The following is a 19788-nucleotide window of genomic DNA, read 5'->3' as shown; positions in this document are numbered from 1 at the left end:
AATTACTAATTACTGACTATTGAGAAGTGTCTGCATATTAACCGATATCGGCCATTATTTTTATAATACACCTTTGGAACTAGGAATGGTTTCGGCTCGACGTGGATCAATTTCCGCTGCTATTCGCATAGCTCTAGCAAAGGCTTTAAAAGTAGCTTCAATAATATGATGGGAATTAATGCCATCTAATTGACGAATATGTAAGGTCATTTGGCTATGATTTACCAAGGCCACAAAAAACTCTCGCACCAATTGTGTATCATAGGTCCCCACCCGTTGAGTAGGAACTACTAAACCATAACTCAGATGAGGTCTACCGGAGAAATCTAAGGATACTTGTACCAAGGCTTCATCTAAAGGAGCAGTAAAATTACCGAAACGGACAATTCCTTTTTTATTTCCCAAAGCTTGAAATAATGCCTGTCCCAAGGTAATTCCCACATCTTCATTAGTGTGATGATCATCAATTTCCCAATCACCTTGAGCTTGAATATCCAGGTCAAATAACCCATGGGAGGCGATTTGATGGAGCATATGATCTAAAAAGGGAATACCTGTAGATACTTTACATATACCTGTACCATCAAGGTTGATAGTGACATGAACATCGGTTTCACCAGTAGTACGGTGAAGTGAGGCTATACGAGATGTTTGTTTGTTGTCAGTTGTCATTTGTCAATTGCAATAGGTAATAGGTAATGGGTAATAGGGGCAATAAATATTATCCCTGCCCCTGCTCGTTGCCTGTTCTTACATTCCCATAATTTCATATCCTGCATCTACATACAGGATTTGTCCAGTAATACCGCTTGCCAAATCACTACACAAAAAAGCGGCTGTATTACCTACTTCCAATTGAGTGACAGTGCGACGGAGCGGGGCTACTTCCTCAACGTGATGAATCATATCTAGAATACCACCGACTGCGGAGGATGCTAAAGTGCGAATAGGACCGGCCGAAATGCCATTAACACGAATATTTTCAGGACCAAATTCGGCTGCTAAATAACGAACACTGGCTTCTAGACCTGCTTTAGCCACACCCATAACATTATAATTAGGAATTGCTCTAACTGCTCCCAAATATGTAAGAGTAATAATACTTCCACCTTGAGTCATCAAAGGTTTAGCAGCACCGCTCAACTGTACAAGAGAATAAGTGCTAACTTCTAAAGCCGTATTGAAACCAGAACGGGAAGTTTGGCTAAAACCTCCGGTCAAATCTTCCTTTTTAGCAAAGGCCAAACAATGGACTAGAATATCTAATTTTCCCCATTCTTGCCGGATAGTTTCAAAAGTCGATTGAATTTGCTCGTCATTTTCGACATTGCAGGGCAGAAACAAACTAGGGTTGAGCGGTTCTACCAATTCAGCCACTTTTTTTTCCATTTTACCCTTGTCATCTGGCAAGTAGGTAATACCCAAATTAGCCCCCGCTTTGTGCAGTTGTTGGGCAATTCCCCAAGCGATAGAACGGTTATTGGCAATACCTGTAACTAAGGCATTTTTTCCAGACAGATTCAGCATAAAGTTTGCTAATATAATTCATCATTAGGAGCATACTAGAATCTGACCCTAGTTTAACTTTGTGCAGCTAGAAATTTTCTAAAATCCGCAAAGAGTGGGCAGTAAGTACCTGGTAAACCATCACCATATTTGTAAAGATTCTCAAGAAATTTCCCAGCTTTGGGGCAAAACCTGGAGACGATAACTAGCAGAACTACTTATCAATAATTACTAGCTAACCTGAACGGAAATTATGTATTATAATCAACCAAGGACTAGGAAATATGAATTTGGGTATAGGAAAAACAAAAAAAATAACGGTGCTTTATTGATTTTTCAGGTGTATTCTTAGGTAATTAGTTTTTGTTTTTCTGGCATTGGGTAGGGGAAGGGAGATGATCGTGACACAAGACAAAGCCCTAGCAAATGTTTTTCGTCAGATGGCAACTGGGGCTTTTCCCCCGGTTGTCGAGACGTTTGAACGCAATAAGACGATCTTTTTTCCGGGAGATCCTGCTGAACGAGTTTATTTTCTTCTCAAGGGTGCTGTGAAACTGTCGAGGGTGTATGAGGCAGGAGAAGAAATAACGGTGGCTCTGCTGAGGGAAAATAGCGTTTTTGGCGTGCTGTCTCTATTGACAGGCAATAAGTCTGACCGATTCTATCATGCAGTGGCATTTACTAATGTGGAATTGCTTTCAGCACCAATTGAACAAGTGGAGCAGTCACTGAAGGAAAATCCAGAATTATCAATGTTAATGCTGCGAGGGCTGTCTTCGCGGATTCTCCAGACGGAGATGATGATTGAAACTCTGGCTCACCGCGACATGGGTTCACGGTTAATTAGTTTTTTACTGATTCTTTGTCGTGATTTTGGCGTTCCTTCTGCTGATGGCATTACCATTGATCTGAAGTTATCACATCAGGCGATCGCTGAAGCAATTGGCTCGACTCGCGTTACGGTGACTAGACTCCTGGGAGATTTACGCGAGAAAAAAATGATTTCCATTCATAAAAAGAAGATTACTGTGCATAAACCTGTCGCTTTAAGTAAGCAATTTACTTAAAATTTATAATTTATGGGGTAAGGTCAATAGATTTTGGATTTACGATTTTGGATTTTGGATTGACTCCACCCTCAACTGTGCAGCTTGAGGATTTTAGATTAACTAAACATTGGATTAGTTCCGCCCCTTCGGGGCGAGGCTTGTACCGAAAATTCCCAATCTAAAATCTAAAATTTTTTGGTCAGGTAATGGAATTGGTACGGATTTTCAGATATTAGGGGCAACCAATTCCAAAATTACCCCCACTCCATTGATTATTTATCCGCAGACAATGGTTGAACGTAGTAGGCTAGATTGGTCAGTATTTCAGTAGCTAACAATGACCACTGGTTACATCCTAATTGCAGCAATTCTCATTTTGGGAGGCGTAATTGCCACCGTGGGCGATCGCATCGGCACACGAGTTGGTAAGGCACGTCTCTCACTCTTCAATTTGCGTCCCAAAAAAACGGCTGTAATTGTGACTATTTTTACGGGTGGTCTGATTTCTGCCACCACTTTAGCAATTCTATTTGCTGCTGATGAAGGATTACGAAAGGGTTTATTTGAGTTGGAGGATATTCAAAGGGACTTGGGACAAAAGCGGGAACAACTAAAAACCGCAGAAACTCAAAAAGGTCAGGTAGAACGTGAGTTAAATCAAAGCAGACAAGAACGAAGTCAGGTACAACAAGAATTACAAACTATCAATAAATATTTGCGGGCGGCAAATACTAAACAAAAAGCCACACAATCTCAACTAAATCGTACCCTTAACCAACAAGCTCGAACTCAAGCACAACTTAATGAAACTCAAGGTCGTCTCGGTGGAATTGTGGTTCAATATCAACAAGCTAAAACTGAATTACAAACTCTTTACAATCAGCGCCTGACATTACAAAGTGCAGTGCAAGAATTAAAGTCAGAACGGGAAAGATTGTATGCTCAAAGTAAGCAAGCTATTGATGAGGCAAAGACGGCTATTGAAAAACGCGATCGCAAAATTACTAAATTAGATAAGCTAATTCAAAACCGCAATCTACAAATTAAACAACGAGAAGAGGTTATTCTGACAAGAGAATCTCGCTTACAAGAATTGGAAAAACAACAAAAATTTTTAGAACAAGAAGTAGCTAGATTAGAAAAATATTATCAGTCTTACCGTGATCTCCGTTTGGGTAAACTAGCTTTAGTAAGGGGTCAAGTGATAGTGGCAGGATTGATTACTGTTGATAAACCTATTATGGCAACTCAGGCAATTATCCAAATTTTACAGGAAGCTAACCGCAATGCCAATATTCAATTAACTGAACCTGGCGCTAAATCTACAAATACAGAAATACTGCGTGTCACTAAAAATCAAGTTGATCAATTAATTGCACAAATTAAAGATGGTCGAGAATATGTAGTACGAATCTTTTCAGCAGGTAATTACGTTAGAGGTGAAAAGCAAATCGAATTTTTTGCAGATGCAGCCCGAAATCAACTAGTATTTTCATCAGGTGAGGTACTGGCTACAACTACAGCCGATTTAATAAATATGACATCTGACCAACTGCGTCAACGTCTAGATTTACTAGTTTCTGCTTCTCAATTTCGCGCTCGAAATGCGGGAATTGTTGAAGCTGTAGAAGTAGAAGGAACTTTTGTTCGCTTTGTTACTCAATTACAGCAAACAGAGCAAGAGGTAGAAGTTAAAGCCGTAGCCGCAGAGGATACTTATACTATTGGTCCATTAAGAATAAAATTAGTGGCTTTATTAAATGGACAAATTCTTTTCACCACCTGAACAATCAAAAATCAATTCAACATAAACTAACAACAAAGCAAAACTTTACACAATTACTAAATTAATTTACAATAACAAATGATTGATTTACAATAACAAATGATTGACTTACAATAACAGATGATTGATTTACAATAGCAAATGATAATAACAAAGAATTAATGATTAATAATCAATGACTAATATACAACCTGTAATTTTAGGATTTGATCCTGGTCGTGATAAATGTGGTATTGCAGTAATGGGATTAAATAGACAACTGTATTATCATAAAGTTATATTAGCAGATGAAGCGATCGCTAATATTGAAGTACAATTGCAAAAATTTCCTGTATCGTTAATAGTGATGGGAGATCAGACAACAGCTAAAAAGTGGAAACAGCAACTTAATCAAGAATTAAGTAAACCCACAAATATTATTTTAGTTGATGAACGTTATTCTACCTTAGAAGCACGCGATCGCTATTGGCAGATGTATCCACCCCAAGGTATGATTAAACTATTACCCAAAGGAATGCGTCAACCTCCCAGGGCAATAGATGATATTGTGGCAGTCCTTCTGATTGAAAGATACTTAAACCGACTAACTAACAAATAATTTAGAGTTCAGCCCGAATTGTAAAAGCATAATCTCCCCCAGGTTCTAATTGATAATCTTGTTGTTCTAAAAACCGTCCTAGAGGTTCTTTAATTAAAGCACGACCTTGGGAAGGCTTTACAGAAAGTTCCCCCCGACGAAAATGCCACTGGAAATGCCATTGAAAATTACCAGCGCTGACTTCACCTTCAAGAAAGCCCTGTTGCCAAGATTGGCGGATAATTCTAACATGGGCAGTAGTTTCTGGCAGACGTTTTGCACTCACACTTATTTAATGTCAGGTATGGGATAAAAGCCAATTATTTATGTAGGCTATTTATTTTACGTACTAAAAATAGCTTAAATCAATAAACTAATAAAGACAACATAAGTTAGTAAAGTCTAGGTTCTTAACTACTGATTTGTAGTTAAATGACGATAGATGCAAGATATTAATGCAATAATTGCATTCAATAATTAATTTTGTTACGAAAATAACAGATAATAAGAACGACATTGTTTATTACTGCTATCGCCCACTACCTTGTATATTATGTAGTGGGTTTTATCTCAACTTGAGGATTATTCACCATGGAGTCCCGTCATTGACTTGCAGCTAATGTTATATAAAACTATTTGTCAAGATTGTGCTTTTTATGTTAAATCACAGTGTACTCACCCTGATGAGTTAGATGTTGATTGTGTTAGCGTAAATTTTTGTAGTTCATTTACTCCAGCAGTAGAAATTGATAGTCCTTGTGTGTCTTTTGGTAATGATGATAAATATTAATTCAGTTGCTTGAAAACTCGCAATTTTGACTATTTGTTCAGAAATAATGTATAATGTAATGTATACATTAAATATACTTCTAAATTGTGTCAACCAAAATTCGCAAACAGATTTACATCCAAGCACGTCAAGAACATCTACTCAAAGAGATTGCACAACAAACAGGTGTAAGTGAAGCCGAGATTATCCGTCAAGCCATTGACCTTCATCTTGGGGAAATAACTGTCCCCCAAACTGATATCTTACTGTGGGAAGCCGAAAGGGAATTTATTGCACAAATCAAAACTCGACCTGTTCAAGCTGGAGGTAGGGACTGGAAGCGGGAAGACCTTTATGAACGGTAGAGTTTTTATTGATACGAACATTCTTGTGTACATCTACGATCCATTAGATACCGCAAAACAGGAACAAGCGATCGCAGTTGTTGATAGGTTAATTCGTTCTGGAAAGGCAGTAATTAGTACCCAGGTGATAGGGGAGTTTTTTATGGCTACAACCCGGACAAGAAGATCACTTTTAACTCCCGCTGAGGCACTGATGCGAATGCGTAACTACTTAGCCATTTGCCATATTGTTAATATGACAAAATTAATCTCCCTAGAAGCTATTCGTGGTGTAGAAACCCATAACTTTAGTTTTTGGGACGCGCAAATTTGGGCAACAGCAAGACTTAATCAAATTGAAGAAATTTACAGTGAAGATTTTCCATCAGGTGCAACTGTTGAGGGTGTAAAGTTTACAAATCCTTTTAAGCGGAATGTGGGATAACATTCTCCTAGTGGCGATCGCCCTTTTCCCTGTTTAACGGTCAGTCGGTCTGAATTGGTTCCCCTTTTCTATCCCCTAGTGGCCAGTGTGGGAAAAAGAATTTGAACGATAACTTTCAGGCAAGAATTTTCATGATAAGAAGTGCTAGTTTTCTATTGACTTCCAGAACCGCTAAATCTTATCATCACGAAGATACAACACTTACAAAAATCAAAAAACATTTGTATGAAAATTCATTGCACACTGGCATTAACTGGATTAGGTTTAGCCTTACTAACTCCCTTCACAATCGTATCTGTCCCTGAAGCTGCATCCGCAATTAATATATTATCGACTAATTTTAACGGACGTACTGTTTCTGGAGCGACTGCCTCAAATTTGAATTGGACAACCAATGGCGTTAGTGATCCTGGCAATTTGACAGCCAATTTTCCTTTGTTTAAACTACCGACACCCTAGACCTATTTGCTGTTAACCGCAACCTACACACCCAAGGAACTTGGACGGTTGATGTTCCTCTGGCAGTTGGTTCACAAGCGATAAACTTAACTGAAATTACTCTTGATGGCTATATTTTTAGCGGTGGAGGAACGACACAACTAAATTCACGGGATTTTGATTTAACCATTGCCTTGTTAGATAGCAGTAACACAACATTAGCTACTGTTAGTGTCAATGATCTATATACTAACTCTAGCACTATCCCCAATCCTTCTCCTGTTCCATTTTCCTTCGACTTTACTGGAAATACGCTTCAGGCCAATACAAATTTTAATTTGCGTCTAACTGCGTCTGGTCAAGGATCTTCTGGTATTATCGGTAATAATGCTGGGATTGACAATTTAGTTGTCAATGGTAACTTGGTTGCGGTTCCTTGGGAAACTGATAGTCTTCCTTTGATCGGTAGTACGGTACTTTTTGGGTTGGGTTTATGGGGTAAAGGAAAATTGGCTAAATCCCAGAAATAAAAGAAAAAATAAGACATCTCCAAGAATCAAGTAAGGGCAATTCATGAATTGCCTCTACCAAGGGCTTCAATTGATGCACTCTTGATTTCTGAAGATATCTATAAAGTTATGAGAATGAAGTAATGCAAACTAAAGAGAAGAAAAATATCTTTAAACCAACAAATAAAATTTTAGAAGCATATGAGGATTATTCACCATGGAGTCCCGTCATTGACTTGCAGCTAATGTTATATAAAACTATTTGTCAAGACTGTGCTTTTTATGTTAAATCACAGTGTACTCACCCTGATGAGTTAGATGTTGATTGTGTTAGCGTAAATTTTTGTAGTTCATTTACTCCAGCAGTAGAAATTGATAGTCCTTGTGTGTCTTTTGGTAATGATGATGAAGTAGGTTGGGTTGACCCAAGGAAACCCAACAGCAAATAACTACAAGTGTATGTAATTCACATCTGATTTGCCTAAATTCCTTACTGCATAAGGGATACAGCGATAAAAATATACGATTAATTTTGCATAGTTACTTATTTGTGGGAATTAGTTTAGGAATTATGTTAGCGACTATTTGCCGTTCTCAACAACAAGTATTACTGACATCTTTCTTTATTAATTTACCAATTGTGCGGACATCTGGGGCAGTTTCTCCTATTGAAGCTATGCCTCCTTTTTTCAAGTTCTATCTTTACTAAATCCTTTACGTCATTACATCACAATTGTACGGGGTATTTTACTCAAGGGAGTTGGTTTAGATGTGTTGTGGATTCATGTTTTAGCATTACTTGGTTTTGCTGTGGTGTTGTTGAGTATTAGTGTGAGTAAGTTTCGGAATCAGTTGAGTTAAATCAAGATTAGCGAAATTCAAAAAATTACATAATTCCTTTCTCTAGTGCTTTACGTTTTAGTACCATTACACGAGGACGCGCTCCACGAGCTAGAGAAAATCCTAGACCTTCACGGAATATTTCAGGCATATAAAAACGTGCAGTATCTTGTTTTCCTGTATCTTCGTAAATCACCCCCATTTCTTCTAACATCCTCACTGTTGGCTGATCCATACCTAACTCTTCGACAGCAAAAGGAATTTTCTTTTGTTCTGGCGTAAACTGATAAAGAGTTTCATCAACCCATTTTCCAAATGTGGGATATTCTTCTTTGGCTTCATCTACTTTTTTTCTACTACATGGCTCAATTGCTCGACGGATAGCTTGAGGGGGTAAAAGTCTATTTGCGAACCACTTTACAAATTGTGATTCTTGATAATTCTCTATTGTTATATCAGCCGCATGGTATAAAAGACGGACAACATCTCTTGCTTGCAGTCTGTTATTAAAATCTGTTAATGCAGCAAATATCCAAGAATGTGTGTAGGCTTCATTCGAGTTATCTGCACCAATTTTTTTACCCCATAACTTCTGTAATTCTTCGATAATATTTTTTTTGCTTAAACTGCCAATAATATTTTGATTTGCGTCTATTAACTGTGCTTTACTACAAATCCAATAAACAAGCCTTAGAAAAGACTCTTGATCCCAGGATAAATCGTAAGGACGATAAAGATTTTCAAACTGTTTCAAGTCTTGTTTAATTGTATAACGGAGAAAGTCTCGACGGAGAAAAATTATTAAACCAATATTAGATTGTCGTATTTCAGATAACTGCCCTGGTACATTTTGAATCAAGGCTCTTAAAGCTTTTTCTTGTTGTGGCTGATAAGAAATCTCAGGAAAAATATTTTCTAACCCATCAAAAAGAAAGATTATCCGTAAATTTTTCTTTTTTAATTCACGATTTATTATGCTCAGATTATTAACATTTCCGTTTTCACCATTAATACCTATAGCTATTGATATTTCATTGATCCAAAATTCTGTCCATTCTGGTTCTGCCCAATTTATGTTCGATAAAGCTTTTTGAATTTTAGTCTTGAAACCATCAGGTGAAAATTCAGGTAAATTCTCGCTTAGAGCTTTTCTAACATTATTTCTAGCTTCATTAGTTACGTTCTTAGCTTTATCGAGAAGGTTGCCTGTTTGCAGCAGAGGAAATATATAAGTTTGTGATTCTGATGATGTTGATATATTGTCAATTTTATCTAAAAATGATTCCCAATACTTAAACCTTGACAACTGAACATAATTAAAAGTTTTACCTGCCCCCTTAGCTCCAATGGATACAACACAAGGTAATTGTTCTTTGTAATTAGTCGCTAAATTTTTTAATGGTTCTGTTACTAATAAATCTTCCCCTTCTCCATTTTCAGCATATTCATAACGCTGACTCAGATCCCTAAGTCGGTTAACTTCTGTAAGTCTATCTGTTTCTTCTCTAAGGCTTAAACTTGATTCCTCAGTGGATGTAGTGATTAACTCTCCCTCAGCCCACTCTTGAGCAATTTTCATTACTGAAATTGAAGTTCTATTTAATTTAGAGCGTGCATCTTCCCAGTCATTTACATAAAGTAATTCCTCGACAAAATAAGCTTCTTTTATTTCCAATCTTGGCTCATCTAACTTATCTTCTTCTGATTGTACATAAGCAGATATTAATTCAAATAAGGCATTATTAAATGCTGGTAATTTTTTAAATTCTTCTTTTAACATACTAATTATTATTGATGGATCATAGTATTCTTTATCTTTAACTTCTGCTTCTAATGGTGCAACTTTGCCAATTTGTTTTAAAACCAAACTTGTACCCTGAATAGATTGATCATTGATTGTTGTGACAAGAAAACGCTGGATTCTGGGATCAAAAATTATAGGACTAGATATTTCACTTAAACCTGCTCTCAAATCAATAAAAACATAATCTACACCTAAAATTTCACCTAAATGATGAATAGCATTACCATATTCCCATGTTCCATCTATACCTCTGACTAAATGTTCAGGTAAAATGGGTATATCTAATAATTCATTATCTTTTAGAAATGCAGGTAAAAAATAAACTTGTGAATTTCCTTCATGTTTCACTGATTTTTTTACTTCGTTAGCAAATAAAGCAAGTGCTTTTTCTCTATCAATTGGTGAATAGTGGTAAACTTCTAAAAAATTAATAAAAGAAACGGATGGTTGTTGTTTTGCCAACGCATTCCAATAGGTAAGACCTGGTGCTTCCAAATCAGCATCAATAACTAACACATTTATAGACTCATTTAACTCTTTAGCTCTATCTAACAAAGCAAAAAGATGGGCTGTTAAATTTAATGTTCTTCCCACACCACCTTTAAAAGAATAAAACGCTATTAAACTAGGTTTTTCCGTATATGCTTCTGGAAGCTTAACTATTTTTTTGACAGCAGGTTCTGTTTCTGAATCACTTTCTGAATTACTTTCTAAATAAGCAATTTCTTCCCAAAAAGGACGTATCTCAATATCTGTTATATAAGGTTCTTCTTCTGAGATAAATTCCACGGGTAATGTAGCATCACCAATATCAAATCGAATAACAGATTCCTCTTCATCGTACCAATCTCCAAACCATTCTTTTAATACGTCATTGACTTTATTTATAAAATTTTCATCAGCAATATTTATTTCTACAGCATCAGAAAAACACCTAATACTTACTATGTTCTCTGGTAAATTAGTCCCATAGTTAGTTTTGCGTCGAAAAATTCTTCTAATATCAAGCCAAGTCAGTAATTTAAAATCTTTCATGGTCTTTGAAGTTCTTTTTGAATCAATTCAACAATTTTTAACAATTTTTTCTCTATGTCTTCGTCTGTTATTTCGGTTCTACCGCTCCGTTTATTCTCATCTTTTTTTAAGATAAACTTTCCTCCATAGCGCCAAATCTGGTTAATGTTATCAGGCGTTAATTGTCGTTCTTGTTTTATCTTAACATAAGAATTATCCTGAATATCTTGAATAAATAACTGTTCTGGTAGTTTCCAAATTTGCAATGAATTATTACCAGGGTATAAACCCTCTAACAACTCATTTATATCATGTCCATATTTTAATATTTCTGGACATAAATCAGTACGACTTACTTCCTTTCGCTTCATCAAAACTGCTTTTAAACCACATTCAACGGCATAAAATAATAATAAACGATGGGCATTAGTTCGGACTCTATTATGATTATGAGAGGCAGAAAAATTTTCACGCCATGCTCTTTGCATTTCTCTGTCTGTAAAAGTTATCGCCATTCCCGTTAACTAAGATTTTACTCAGTTATTTTACGTCAAAATCGCGCCACCCATTAACCGCGCATACCTGTACTTTAACTCATCCTGCATTAACGGCCAACGCGCTAAACTTGTATCAATATCAATCACCTTTTCCGCTGCTTGTCGTGCTAACAGCAAAATATCCTCATCTTCCACCAAACTAGCTAAGGTAAAATCCGCTACACCAGATTGGCGAGTTCCCATCACCTCTCCCGGACCGCGAAACCGCATATCCATTTCAGAGATAAAAAACCCATCTTGGGACTGTTCCAATACTTTTAAACGCTGTTGAGCATCTGCACTTCTTGTACTACTCATTAATAAACAGTAAGATTGCGCTGCACCTCGTCCCACACGCCCCCGTAATTGGTGTAATTGTGATAAACCGAATCTTTCCGCGTGTTCAATTAACATTACGGTAGCATTAGGCACGTCTACACCCACCTCAATCACAGTGGTAGAAACGATAATTTGAGTTTCATTATCGCGGAATTTGTGAATTGCTTCCTCTTTTTCCGCTGAAGTCATGCGTCCATGTAATAACCCAACTTGAAAATCAGGAAAAACGCTTTCTTGTAATTTTTGATGTTCCTCTACAGCGGAACGCAAATCTAATTTTTCCGACTCTTCTACCAAAGGTAAAACTACATAAACCTGTCTACCTTGGGCAACTTCTCGACGGATTAAATCATAAGCTTGGGTTCTTTGATGACCAGTCAATAAAGTGGTTTTAATTTGTTGTCTACCTGGTGGTAATTCATCAATTTGACTAACATCTAAATCCCCATGTACCGTTAATGCCAAAGTGCGAGGAATAGGAGTTGCAGTCATTGTTAAAACATGAGGTTGTTCGCCTTTTTGTTGTAATTTTGCCCTTTGTTGTACCCCAAAACGATGCTGTTCATCTATTACCACTAAACCCAATCTTTGAAAATTAACTTTATCTTGAATTAAGGCATGAGTCCCAACTAATAAAGGTAATTCACCGGTTTCTAATTGAGAATGAATTTCTCGTCTTTTAGCTATTTTTGTCGAACCTGTTAATAATTCAACAGGCAAATGTAGCAGGTTAAACCAACTAACTAACTTACGATAATGCTGTTCTGCTAATACTTCCGTGGGAGCCATTAACGCCGCTTGATAACCTGATTGAATTGCGGCTAAAATAGCCATAACAGCAACAACAGTTTTACCTGAACCAACATCACCTTGAACTAAACGATTCATGGGTGTAGGTTTTTGTAAATCGGTGAGAATTTCATTAATAACTCGTTGCTGTGCGCCGGTAAATTTAAAAGGGAGAATTTTCTGGAATTTCTCTAATAATTTTCCCTTGGGTGTAAGAACAGCACCAGTTTGAATTGTTTTAGCTTGTTTCTGACGTTGTAATAAACCAACTTGTAAATAGAAAAATTCATCAAATACTAAACGACGACGAGCAATTTTTAAACAGTCGCTATCTTTAGGAAAATGAATATTAGGAATAGCTTCTTTTAATTCCATTAAATCATATTTTTCTCGTAAACCTTTAGGCAAAGGATCTTTTAAATTAACAGCCGCTGTTAAAGCCGTCATTACAGCCTGTCTGATAGTATTAGCTACTACTCCCTCAGTTAAGCTATAAATAGGAACAACTCGCCCAATAGTAAGAGAATCAATAGGATCTCCAGGATTTGCTAAAACTTCCAATTCTGGGTTATCCAAAGTTAAACCATATTTACTACCTTTGACTAACCCACAAGCCGCCAACATACTACCTACAGGATAGTTGCGTTTTAAGGTTTCCTGCCAACCCCGACTAGTAAAACGCGCACCTGCAAAAAATCTGCTAACTTTAATTTCTCCTGTATTATCCTTGAGAATTAATTCTAAAATTGATAATTTTTTATTTTTAGGACTGGTAAAGAAATTAAACCTTTTCACCCTCGCTATGATAGTTACTGTTTCCCCCCCTTCTAATTCACTAATATTAACTTGACGGGCATAATCAATATGATCACGAGGATAATAAAATAATAAATCCCGGACAGTATGTAAATCTAATCGGGCTAAACTTTCAGCTTTTTTAATACCGATTTCTGGTAAGGTGCTAAGTTCTTGATCAATTTTTGCAGCTAGTTTTTTACTGACTTCGGCAACAATTGGAGTGGTGGGATTTTGATTTTTAAGTTCGTAAATTTTTCGAGGAGGTTTTGTTTCGAGTGCTTCTTCAAGTTGATTAAGATATTTTCTAACTTCGGCTACCAAATGTTGTTTTTCTGCTAATGCCAAATTTGGATAATTGGCAAATTGCATTGCTATTTCTTGCCAACGAGAACGTTCTTTTTGAGGTAAGCCCAGAGGAAATTTGCCAAAGGTCAAACTTAAAAATTCACTAAAGCGGTGTTGCTTACCTACTAAATCTATAAAGCCATTTTCTGCCTCAAATGCTAAGGCTTTATGCAATCTTATCCAATCAGGTGTTTTATTAGTCATTGGTCATTAGTTGTTGGTCATTGGTTATTAGTTAAGAGATTATCGAGTTTTGATAAGTAGGTTGGCGTGAAAAATTGTCGTTATGACAAGGGAACAGGGAAGAGGTTTTGGGCAACTTTACTTTTCGTTATTTATGTCGTTTTTTTCCGTTCACCTACTTAAACAGACTTTTTGATAAATTAAATCACATAGTTTTTAACTTTTAATTTTACATTTTCAATTTCCGCAAAGGCTAACTAATCCTCGAACCAACTAGCACGCCAAGCAGCTTCAGCTTCAGCAATCTTAAGTTCTTTTTGTCTTTTTTGATACTCACTCCCTACTTTACCCAGTTGCATTAGAATATTACGAATTCCCTTGCGCTCTGTCAATAGTGTTACATCAGCAAATTCTATTTCTGCTGTTCGCAAGTGAATAGCCATAATTTGAGTCAGATTAGAATCTTGGGAATCTTCCTCATTATTAACTTCTATAACTAAGTTTAATAGATTGGGAGGGCCGGGTATCATATTACCAGAAGATTCTGAGGCGGCAGCAGCAGCGGCGGCTAAAATCGGTTCTGGTAGTTTTTTGGGTAAAACCCCGGTTTTTTGGATTAAAATATTAGCCCCTTGGGAGACTTTTTGTAAAGTTTTCCGAATTCTTGCTTCTAAATATTGTTGCCATTCCACTAGTTCCATGGGGTTAGCAGGGTCTAAAGCTGGAGGTTTTTGTTCCTTTTCTTCTTGTTCCTTTGTTTCCCCTTCTTCCTCCGTTTCTGCAACTACTTCTGTTTCACTAACTTCTGGAGGCTGAATATAACTAATTAATTCCTTAGCGGCTTGTTGACTTAATTTACGAATACCTTGTTGTAATTTTTGTCGCTGATTTAGTGATAAGTCAAGAAATTCATCAGGATATCCTTGGGTACACAGGTAATAACTAGCCAAAATCAGTTGTTTTTGTAACGCTGATCCCAATATCTTCATATATCTAGCATAAGCTAAATTGAGATCTTGAGCGATCGCTCTGGTCGCCCCTTTTAATGCAATAATGTCTTCTTCTATCCGTTCAATTGCTCTCGCCATAATTTTAGACTGGTAATAGTCCATTCTCTGCTATCTGTTGTCAATTATCAATCAATTGCCCCTGACTACAAATATAGGTACTTCTGAGAAAATAATCATCATTTAATAAAATACAGGCCAGGTACAACACGCCGGCCTGTAAATACAAATAGTCATTAGTCAGAGGTAAAAGTCTATCATCAACAGCAACCCATTGAGTATATTTTCTTAACAACTGACCCCTAACTACTGAATACTGACAAAATTACTTAGCACCCATTTGGGCAGCAACTTCCTCAGCAAAGCTAATTTCTTTCTTTTCAATGCCTTCACCCAGCACATAGCGGATAAAGCGACCGACTTGAACTTCTTCGCCAATTTTAGATTTTACTTGCTTTACCAAATCTTCTACCAAAATACTCTGATCACGAATATAAGGTTGATCTAGTAAAGTCATTTCTTTCAGGCGCTTTTCAATTCTACCTTGAACAATCTTTTCCCTAATGTTCTCTGGTTTGTTAGCCAAGTCGTCCTTACCCATTTCGATGTCTTTTTCTTTTTGGACAAGTTCAGGGGGAATTTTGTCTACGCTGACATATTCTACATTGGGACAAGCGGCAACTTGCATGGCTGCATTTTTGGCCAACCCTTGGAACTCTTCATTAGCAACTGCTGAATCACTTTCAGTAGTTAATTCCAACAATACACCAACACGACCACCAGTGTGAATGTAGCTGTCTGCTACTCCTGGTGTGCCATTAGCAAGAGAGAAATTAACAAACCGCCGCACTTGAATATTTTCCCCAAGGGTAGCAATGGTTTCTTTGATAAATTCCTCAACAGTAACGCCGGGATTTTCCATATAGGGTTGAGCCAATAAAGACTCAATACTATCCGCAGTCGCAGCTTGTTGAGCCAAGTTCTTCACTAGGGTTTTAAAAGCCTCATTCCGGGCAACAAAGTCCGTTTGACAGTTTACCTCTATGAGTACACCTACCTGACCACCAGGCTGAATATAGGTGTCTACCAGACCTTCTGCAGCAATACGATTACTACCTTTGTCGGCTTTAGCAATACCTTTTTGCCGTAACCAGGTTGTGGCGGCCTCGATATTACCATCATTTTCCTTCAGCGCCTTTTTGCAGTCCATCATGCCAGCACCGGTTTTTTGGCGTAGCTCTTGGACGAGTTTTGCAGATATTTCCGCCATGTTGCCTCAATTCCTAACTTGACAGATACAAATATTAATTAAGATTCTAAGATGATCAGGACTCATCTTAGAATCTTTAAATCCTGATTACAGATGTTTATTCTTCGTCTGATGAGTCAGTGACATCACTTTCGTCGTATTCGTCAGTGTAATCTTCGTAATCTTCGTAATCTTCTTCTACTTCTAGTTGACCGTGACGACCTTCATAAATAGCATCTGCTAATTTACCAACAATTAGCTTAATGGATCTAATTGCGTCATCATTGGCTGGGATAGGAATATCCACCACGTCTGGGTCACAGTTTGTATCCAACATGGACACAATGGGAATACCCAATTTTTCGCATTCTTGAACTGCGTTATATTCCCGTTTCTGATCAACAATGATCACAATATCCGGGACTTTCCGCATATTCTTAATACCACCCAGGTATTTTTGTAGCTTCGTCATTTCCCGACGCAGCATGGAAGCTTCCTTCTTGGGTAATAAATCCAGTGCGCCCGTTTCTTCTCTCCGTTCTAGATCTTTGAGACGTTCTGCTCTGGTTTTAATTGTTGCCCAATTCGTCAGCATTCCCCCCAACCAACGTTGGTTAATATAGTGAGAACCACAACGCAGAGCCTCTTGGGCAATAATTCCCGCTGCTTGGCGCTTAGTTCCCACAAACAGGAATTTTTTACCTTGCTCTGATTGAGTCCGCATATAATTATAGGCGTTATCCATCAACTGGGCTGTTTGCACCAAGTCTATGATATGTACACCATTGCGTGAGGTGTAGATATAAGGAGCCATTTTCGGGTTCCAACGTCGGGTTTGATGACCGAAGTGAACACCGGACTCCATCAATTGAGCCAAGGAAACTACTGGCATATTTTGTTACTCCTATTCGGGTTAAACCTCCACCCAGGTGCATTTCTGAAGTTAAGAAACACCCGAATTCCTGGATGTGCGGAATTTTTGACAACTCTACTAGGGTAACACAAATATATTCATTTCGCCTTAGAACCTGAATGTTTTAATTGTGTAAAAAATAATCTATTTTTTTTGCTATTTAATTTGACATTTTGATTGACTTGTTGTATCATTTTAGTGGCAACAATTTAATAAGTCTTTCTTAACCTATGAATATTTTGCGTCGTGCTTTGCCTTACGTAGCTGGTAGCTTTGCCGTTGCCAGTGTCCTCGCCACTAGTGCATCCCCAGCATCTGCTGTCCAAATCACTTTGGGTGGTAAAACCTATAGTGTGCGTCTTGTTACAGGCACTTTTAATAGCCTCGAGGCTGAACTGAAAAGGCAACCATGGTGGCTTGGTGCTACTACTAACAGTCCGACCTCATTACCCGGCTCAGCTGCAACTCGAGTAGGAAATAAATTAGGTTTTCCAAATGGGACAACAAGTAATTGGGGTCCTTTTTTTGCATATAACGTTACCGGCACCACATTTTCACATTGGCGATACACTACTAGTAGCACAGCCCCGTTGGCAAACTCTATTACGTTTAGTACTAGTACTCAAAGGACCTTTGCAGTAGTTCCCTGGAGCACAGACAGTTGGGTAATGCTCATAGCCACTGGGGCTTTTGGCGCAGGGGTAATTGCGAAAAGAAAGATGGCTAGAAAGACCTTATTAGACCCTTCTTCGGATGTCAACCTAGTTGATTCTGCGGTTAGCTAGGATCATTAAGTCAACTTGAAGACGATGTTTTAAAAGTGTTGGGCGATTATAATTCGCTAACACACAGACGAATTTACCCTGCGTGAACCAATGAAAAACTAAAAATTTTCTATCTACGTAGATATATTTAGTCTGTGTAGTCGCGGTTATAAATCGCCTCAATTTTGCTTCAACCAAGTTATACTTCAACCAAGTTTATAGAATAGATATTTTGATTCAGTTACTAGCCACTGGGAAAAGACTTTTATCGCTAGGCTAAGTAAAGTGCCAGAAAACCCTAAGTAATAAATTAGACTCTTAAAGGATGTTGGAAAAGTTTGTAGTGTATAAATAAGCCCCTGTGGTAAACTTCTCCAGTATTAAATGTTATTCCTTTTCGTTCTCCTAAGAGGAGAGGGCTGGGGAGAGGCAGAGGAGGGGAGTTTCTTTCATCTAATACCTTCAAAACAACCTCTTTCTAATCGCCGGGTTAGGTATTAATTTAGAATTTAGAAACATCCCCTTCAAACATACTGTAATATTCTATCCAATTACCTCAATCAAGTGAAGCCGCCAGTTCTTCTGTATAGTATGGAAATTATGGAAATGGCGGATCTTGGAGATATATAAGAAAATGACTAAACTACGGGTGGGTTTGCTGTTTGGTGGATGTTCTGGGGAACATGAAGTTTCAATAATTTCTGCGAGGGCGATCGCTCAAGCCCTAAAATTAGAAGAAAATGCTAATAAATACGAAATTTTGGCTTTTTATATCCAAAAAAATGGGATTTGGCAATCTGGAGTTATCGCGCAACAAGTTCTAGAATCTGGTGTTCCCCAAGAAATCCTATCTACAAGCCCGAATTTATGGCAATTCCCACCCGAAACAGCAGAAGTTGAGCTTTGGTTTCCCATTCTTCACGGTCCCAATGGAGAAGATGGTACAATACAGGGTTTATTAACTCTAACACAAGTCCCCTTTGTCGGTTCTGGGGTATTGGGTTCAGCAACGGGAATGGATAAAATTGCCATGAAAATGGCTTTTGCTCAAGTGGGATTACCTCAAGTAAAATATAAAACCGTCACCAGGGCGCAAATTTGGTCAAATCCTTGTGTATTTCCGAAATTATGTGATGAAATTGAGGCTGCATTGGGCTATCCTTGTTTTGTCAAACCTGCTAATCTAGGTTCATCGGTGGGAATTGCTAAAGTGCGATCGCGCCAGGAATTAGAAGTAGCATTAGATAATGCTGCCAGCTATGATAGACGGATTATTGTCGAAGCTGGAGTTATTGCTAGGGAAGTAGAATGTGCCGTTTTAGGTAATGATAATCCCAAAGCCTCTGTTGTTGGTGAAATCACCTTTGATAGTGATTTTTACGACTACGAAACTAAATATACCCCAGGGAAAGCGGATTTATTCATTCCTGCAAAATTACCAGATGTAGTAGCACAACAAATTCAAGAAATGGCCTTACAAGCTTTTGCTGCTGTTGATGCTGCTGGTTTATCTAGAGTAGACTTTTTTTATGTGGAGGCCACAGGAGAAATTTTCATCAACGAAATTAATACCTTACCAGGGTTTACCTCTACAAGTATGTATCCCCAATTATGGGAAAATACTGGTATACCATTTTCTAGGTTAGTGGATGAGTTGATTCAACTAGCAATTGAAAGACATTCTCCGATTAAATAACAGGATATCAGGAGGAAAATATTTATTTTCCTCTGGTTATGATTATAATTAGTGTGATTAACGCGATGGATAATCAGCAAGAGTCTAA

At 37.6% G+C, this 19788-nt stretch carries 20 protein-coding genes; 11 read left to right on the top strand and 9 right to left on the bottom strand.

The window, feature by feature from the left end:
* Positions 1 to 60 precede the first annotated feature (60 nt).
* Entirely contained in the window at positions 61 to 672 is a 612-nt protein-coding gene (hisB, locus tag H6G25_RS12955) for an imidazoleglycerol-phosphate dehydratase HisB (protein WP_190392828.1), read from the bottom strand.
* 78 nt (positions 673 to 750) lie between these two features.
* The gene (gene fabI / locus H6G25_RS12950; RefSeq protein ID WP_190392827.1) at positions 751 to 1527 is read right to left on the bottom strand and encodes an enoyl-ACP reductase FabI; all 777 of its coding nucleotides are present in this window, start codon (positions 1525 to 1527) and stop codon (positions 751 to 753) included.
* Between the two features lie 374 nt (positions 1528 to 1901).
* Between fabI and ntcA the strand changes: the two genes are divergently transcribed.
* From ntcA to H6G25_RS12935, 3 genes are all read left to right on the top strand, one after another.
* Entirely contained in the window at positions 1902 to 2573 is a 672-nt protein-coding gene (gene ntcA / locus H6G25_RS12945) for a global nitrogen regulator NtcA (protein ID WP_190392826.1), read from the top strand.
* Positions 2574 to 2892: 319 nt separating this feature from the next.
* Positions 2893 to 4341: a DUF3084 domain-containing protein gene (locus H6G25_RS12940; protein WP_190392825.1), complete on the top strand. Its 1449-nt coding sequence runs from the start codon at positions 2893 to 2895 to the stop codon at positions 4339 to 4341.
* A gap of 175 nt (positions 4342 to 4516) precedes the next feature.
* Entirely contained in the window at positions 4517 to 4939 is a 423-nt protein-coding gene (locus H6G25_RS12935; protein WP_190392824.1) for a pre-16S rRNA-processing nuclease YqgF, read from the top strand.
* A 1-nt stretch (position 4940) separates the two neighbouring features.
* On the opposite strand, the gene H6G25_RS12930 is transcribed toward H6G25_RS12935, so the two are convergent.
* A complete protein-coding gene (locus tag H6G25_RS12930; RefSeq protein WP_028084500.1) occupies positions 4941 to 5204 on the bottom strand; it encodes a DUF3146 family protein in 264 nt (87 codons plus the stop codon).
* A gap of 333 nt (positions 5205 to 5537) precedes the next feature.
* On the opposite strand from H6G25_RS12930, the gene H6G25_RS12925 reads away from it, so the two are divergent.
* From H6G25_RS12925 to H6G25_RS21200, 7 genes are all read left to right on the top strand, one after another.
* Positions 5538 to 5708: a hypothetical protein gene (locus H6G25_RS12925; protein WP_190392823.1), complete on the top strand. Its 171-nt coding sequence runs from the start codon at positions 5538 to 5540 to the stop codon at positions 5706 to 5708.
* An 86-nt stretch (positions 5709 to 5794) separates the two neighbouring features.
* On the top strand, positions 5795 to 6052 hold the full coding sequence (locus tag H6G25_RS12920; protein WP_028089810.1) for a ribbon-helix-helix domain-containing protein: 258 nt from the start codon (positions 5795 to 5797) through the stop codon (positions 6050 to 6052).
* Positions 6042 to 6476 carry a PIN domain-containing protein gene (locus H6G25_RS12915; protein WP_190392822.1) on the top strand — a complete coding sequence of 145 codons (435 nt, stop codon included), beginning with the start codon at positions 6042 to 6044 and terminating at the stop codon, positions 6474 to 6476. The genes H6G25_RS12920 and H6G25_RS12915 overlap by 11 nt, the downstream gene beginning before the upstream one ends.
* A 225-nt stretch (positions 6477 to 6701) precedes the next feature.
* Positions 6702 to 6935, top strand: a complete 234-nt coding sequence (locus tag H6G25_RS12910) for a hypothetical protein (protein WP_190392821.1) — start codon at positions 6702 to 6704, stop codon at positions 6933 to 6935.
* Between the two features lie 173 nt (positions 6936 to 7108).
* Entirely contained in the window at positions 7109 to 7444 is a 336-nt protein-coding gene (locus tag H6G25_RS12905) for a hypothetical protein (RefSeq protein ID WP_190392820.1), read from the top strand.
* 122 nt (positions 7445 to 7566) lie between these two features.
* On the top strand, positions 7567 to 7872 hold the full coding sequence (locus tag H6G25_RS12900) for a hypothetical protein (RefSeq protein ID WP_347239179.1): 306 nt from the start codon (positions 7567 to 7569) through the stop codon (positions 7870 to 7872).
* Positions 7873 to 7955: 83 nt separating this feature from the next.
* Positions 7956 to 8132: an ABC transporter permease gene (locus H6G25_RS21200; protein ID WP_242034953.1), complete on the top strand. Its 177-nt coding sequence runs from the start codon at positions 7956 to 7958 to the stop codon at positions 8130 to 8132.
* A 177-nt stretch (positions 8133 to 8309) separates the two neighbouring features.
* Here H6G25_RS21200 and H6G25_RS12890 read toward each other — a convergent pair whose 3' ends face one another.
* From H6G25_RS12890 to rpsB, 6 genes are all read right to left on the bottom strand, one after another.
* Positions 8310 to 11102: a ParA family protein gene (locus tag H6G25_RS12890; protein WP_190392819.1), complete on the bottom strand. Its 2793-nt coding sequence runs from the start codon at positions 11100 to 11102 to the stop codon at positions 8310 to 8312.
* The gene (locus H6G25_RS12885; protein ID WP_190392818.1) at positions 11099 to 11596 is read right to left on the bottom strand and encodes a hypothetical protein; all 498 of its coding nucleotides are present in this window, start codon (positions 11594 to 11596) and stop codon (positions 11099 to 11101) included. Before H6G25_RS12885 ends, H6G25_RS12890 begins: the two co-directional genes overlap by 4 nt.
* A 30-nt stretch (positions 11597 to 11626) precedes the next feature.
* A complete protein-coding gene (gene recG / locus H6G25_RS12880) occupies positions 11627 to 14092 on the bottom strand; it encodes an ATP-dependent DNA helicase RecG (RefSeq protein WP_190392817.1) in 2466 nt (821 codons plus the stop codon).
* A gap of 236 nt (positions 14093 to 14328) precedes the next feature.
* On the bottom strand, positions 14329 to 15159 hold the full coding sequence (locus H6G25_RS12875) for a hypothetical protein (protein ID WP_190392816.1): 831 nt from the start codon (positions 15157 to 15159) through the stop codon (positions 14329 to 14331).
* A 244-nt stretch (positions 15160 to 15403) separates the two neighbouring features.
* Positions 15404 to 16348 carry a translation elongation factor Ts gene (gene tsf, locus H6G25_RS12870; protein WP_190392815.1) on the bottom strand — a complete coding sequence of 315 codons (945 nt, stop codon included), beginning with the start codon at positions 16346 to 16348 and terminating at the stop codon, positions 15404 to 15406.
* 97 nt (positions 16349 to 16445) lie between these two features.
* On the bottom strand, positions 16446 to 17219 hold the full coding sequence (gene rpsB / locus H6G25_RS12865; RefSeq protein ID WP_190392814.1) for a 30S ribosomal protein S2: 774 nt from the start codon (positions 17217 to 17219) through the stop codon (positions 16446 to 16448).
* 1419 nt (positions 17220 to 18638) lie between these two features.
* Between rpsB and H6G25_RS12860 the strand changes: the two genes are divergently transcribed.
* Positions 18639 to 19700, top strand: a complete 1062-nt coding sequence (locus tag H6G25_RS12860) for a D-alanine--D-alanine ligase family protein (RefSeq protein ID WP_190392813.1) — start codon at positions 18639 to 18641, stop codon at positions 19698 to 19700.
* The last annotated feature ends 88 nt before the right edge of the window (positions 19701 to 19788 follow it).

Source organism: Dolichospermum sp. FACHB-1091 (genome assembly GCF_014697585.1).
Taxonomy (GTDB): Bacteria; Cyanobacteriota; Cyanobacteriia; order Cyanobacteriales; family Nostocaceae; genus Dolichospermum.
This window is presented reverse-complemented; position numbering and strand designations above follow the sequence as displayed.

Coding starts and splice junctions, on each gene's coding strand:
- H6G25_RS12885 (WP_190392818.1), bottom strand. CDS start 11,596: ATGGCGATAACTTTTACAGACAGAGAAATGCAAAGAGCATGGCGTGAA.
- H6G25_RS12925 (WP_190392823.1), top strand. CDS start 5,538: ATGTTATATAAAACTATTTGTCAAGATTGTGCTTTTTATGTTAAATCA.
- H6G25_RS12915 (WP_190392822.1), top strand. CDS start 6,042: ATGAACGGTAGAGTTTTTATTGATACGAACATTCTTGTGTACATCTAC.
- H6G25_RS12875 (WP_190392816.1), bottom strand. CDS start 15,159: ATGGCGAGAGCAATTGAACGGATAGAAGAAGACATTATTGCATTAAAA.
- rpsB (WP_190392814.1), bottom strand. CDS start 17,219: ATGCCAGTAGTTTCCTTGGCTCAATTGATGGAGTCCGGTGTTCACTTC.
- H6G25_RS12900 (WP_347239179.1), top strand. CDS start 7,567: ATGCAAACTAAAGAGAAGAAAAATATCTTTAAACCAACAAATAAAATT.
- ntcA (WP_190392826.1), top strand. CDS start 1,902: ATGATCGTGACACAAGACAAAGCCCTAGCAAATGTTTTTCGTCAGATG.
- H6G25_RS12890 (WP_190392819.1), bottom strand. CDS start 11,102: ATGAAAGATTTTAAATTACTGACTTGGCTTGATATTAGAAGAATTTTT.
- H6G25_RS12860 (WP_190392813.1), top strand. CDS start 18,639: ATGACTAAACTACGGGTGGGTTTGCTGTTTGGTGGATGTTCTGGGGAA.
- fabI (WP_190392827.1), bottom strand. CDS start 1,527: ATGCTGAATCTGTCTGGAAAAAATGCCTTAGTTACAGGTATTGCCAAT.
- H6G25_RS12940 (WP_190392825.1), top strand. CDS start 2,893: ATGACCACTGGTTACATCCTAATTGCAGCAATTCTCATTTTGGGAGGC.
- hisB (WP_190392828.1), bottom strand. CDS start 672: ATGACAACTGACAACAAACAAACATCTCGTATAGCCTCACTTCACCGT.
- recG (WP_190392817.1), bottom strand. CDS start 14,092: ATGACTAATAAAACACCTGATTGGATAAGATTGCATAAAGCCTTAGCA.
- H6G25_RS12910 (WP_190392821.1), top strand. CDS start 6,702: ATGAAAATTCATTGCACACTGGCATTAACTGGATTAGGTTTAGCCTTA.
- H6G25_RS12935 (WP_190392824.1), top strand. CDS start 4,517: ATGACTAATATACAACCTGTAATTTTAGGATTTGATCCTGGTCGTGAT.
- tsf (WP_190392815.1), bottom strand. CDS start 16,348: ATGGCGGAAATATCTGCAAAACTCGTCCAAGAGCTACGCCAAAAAACC.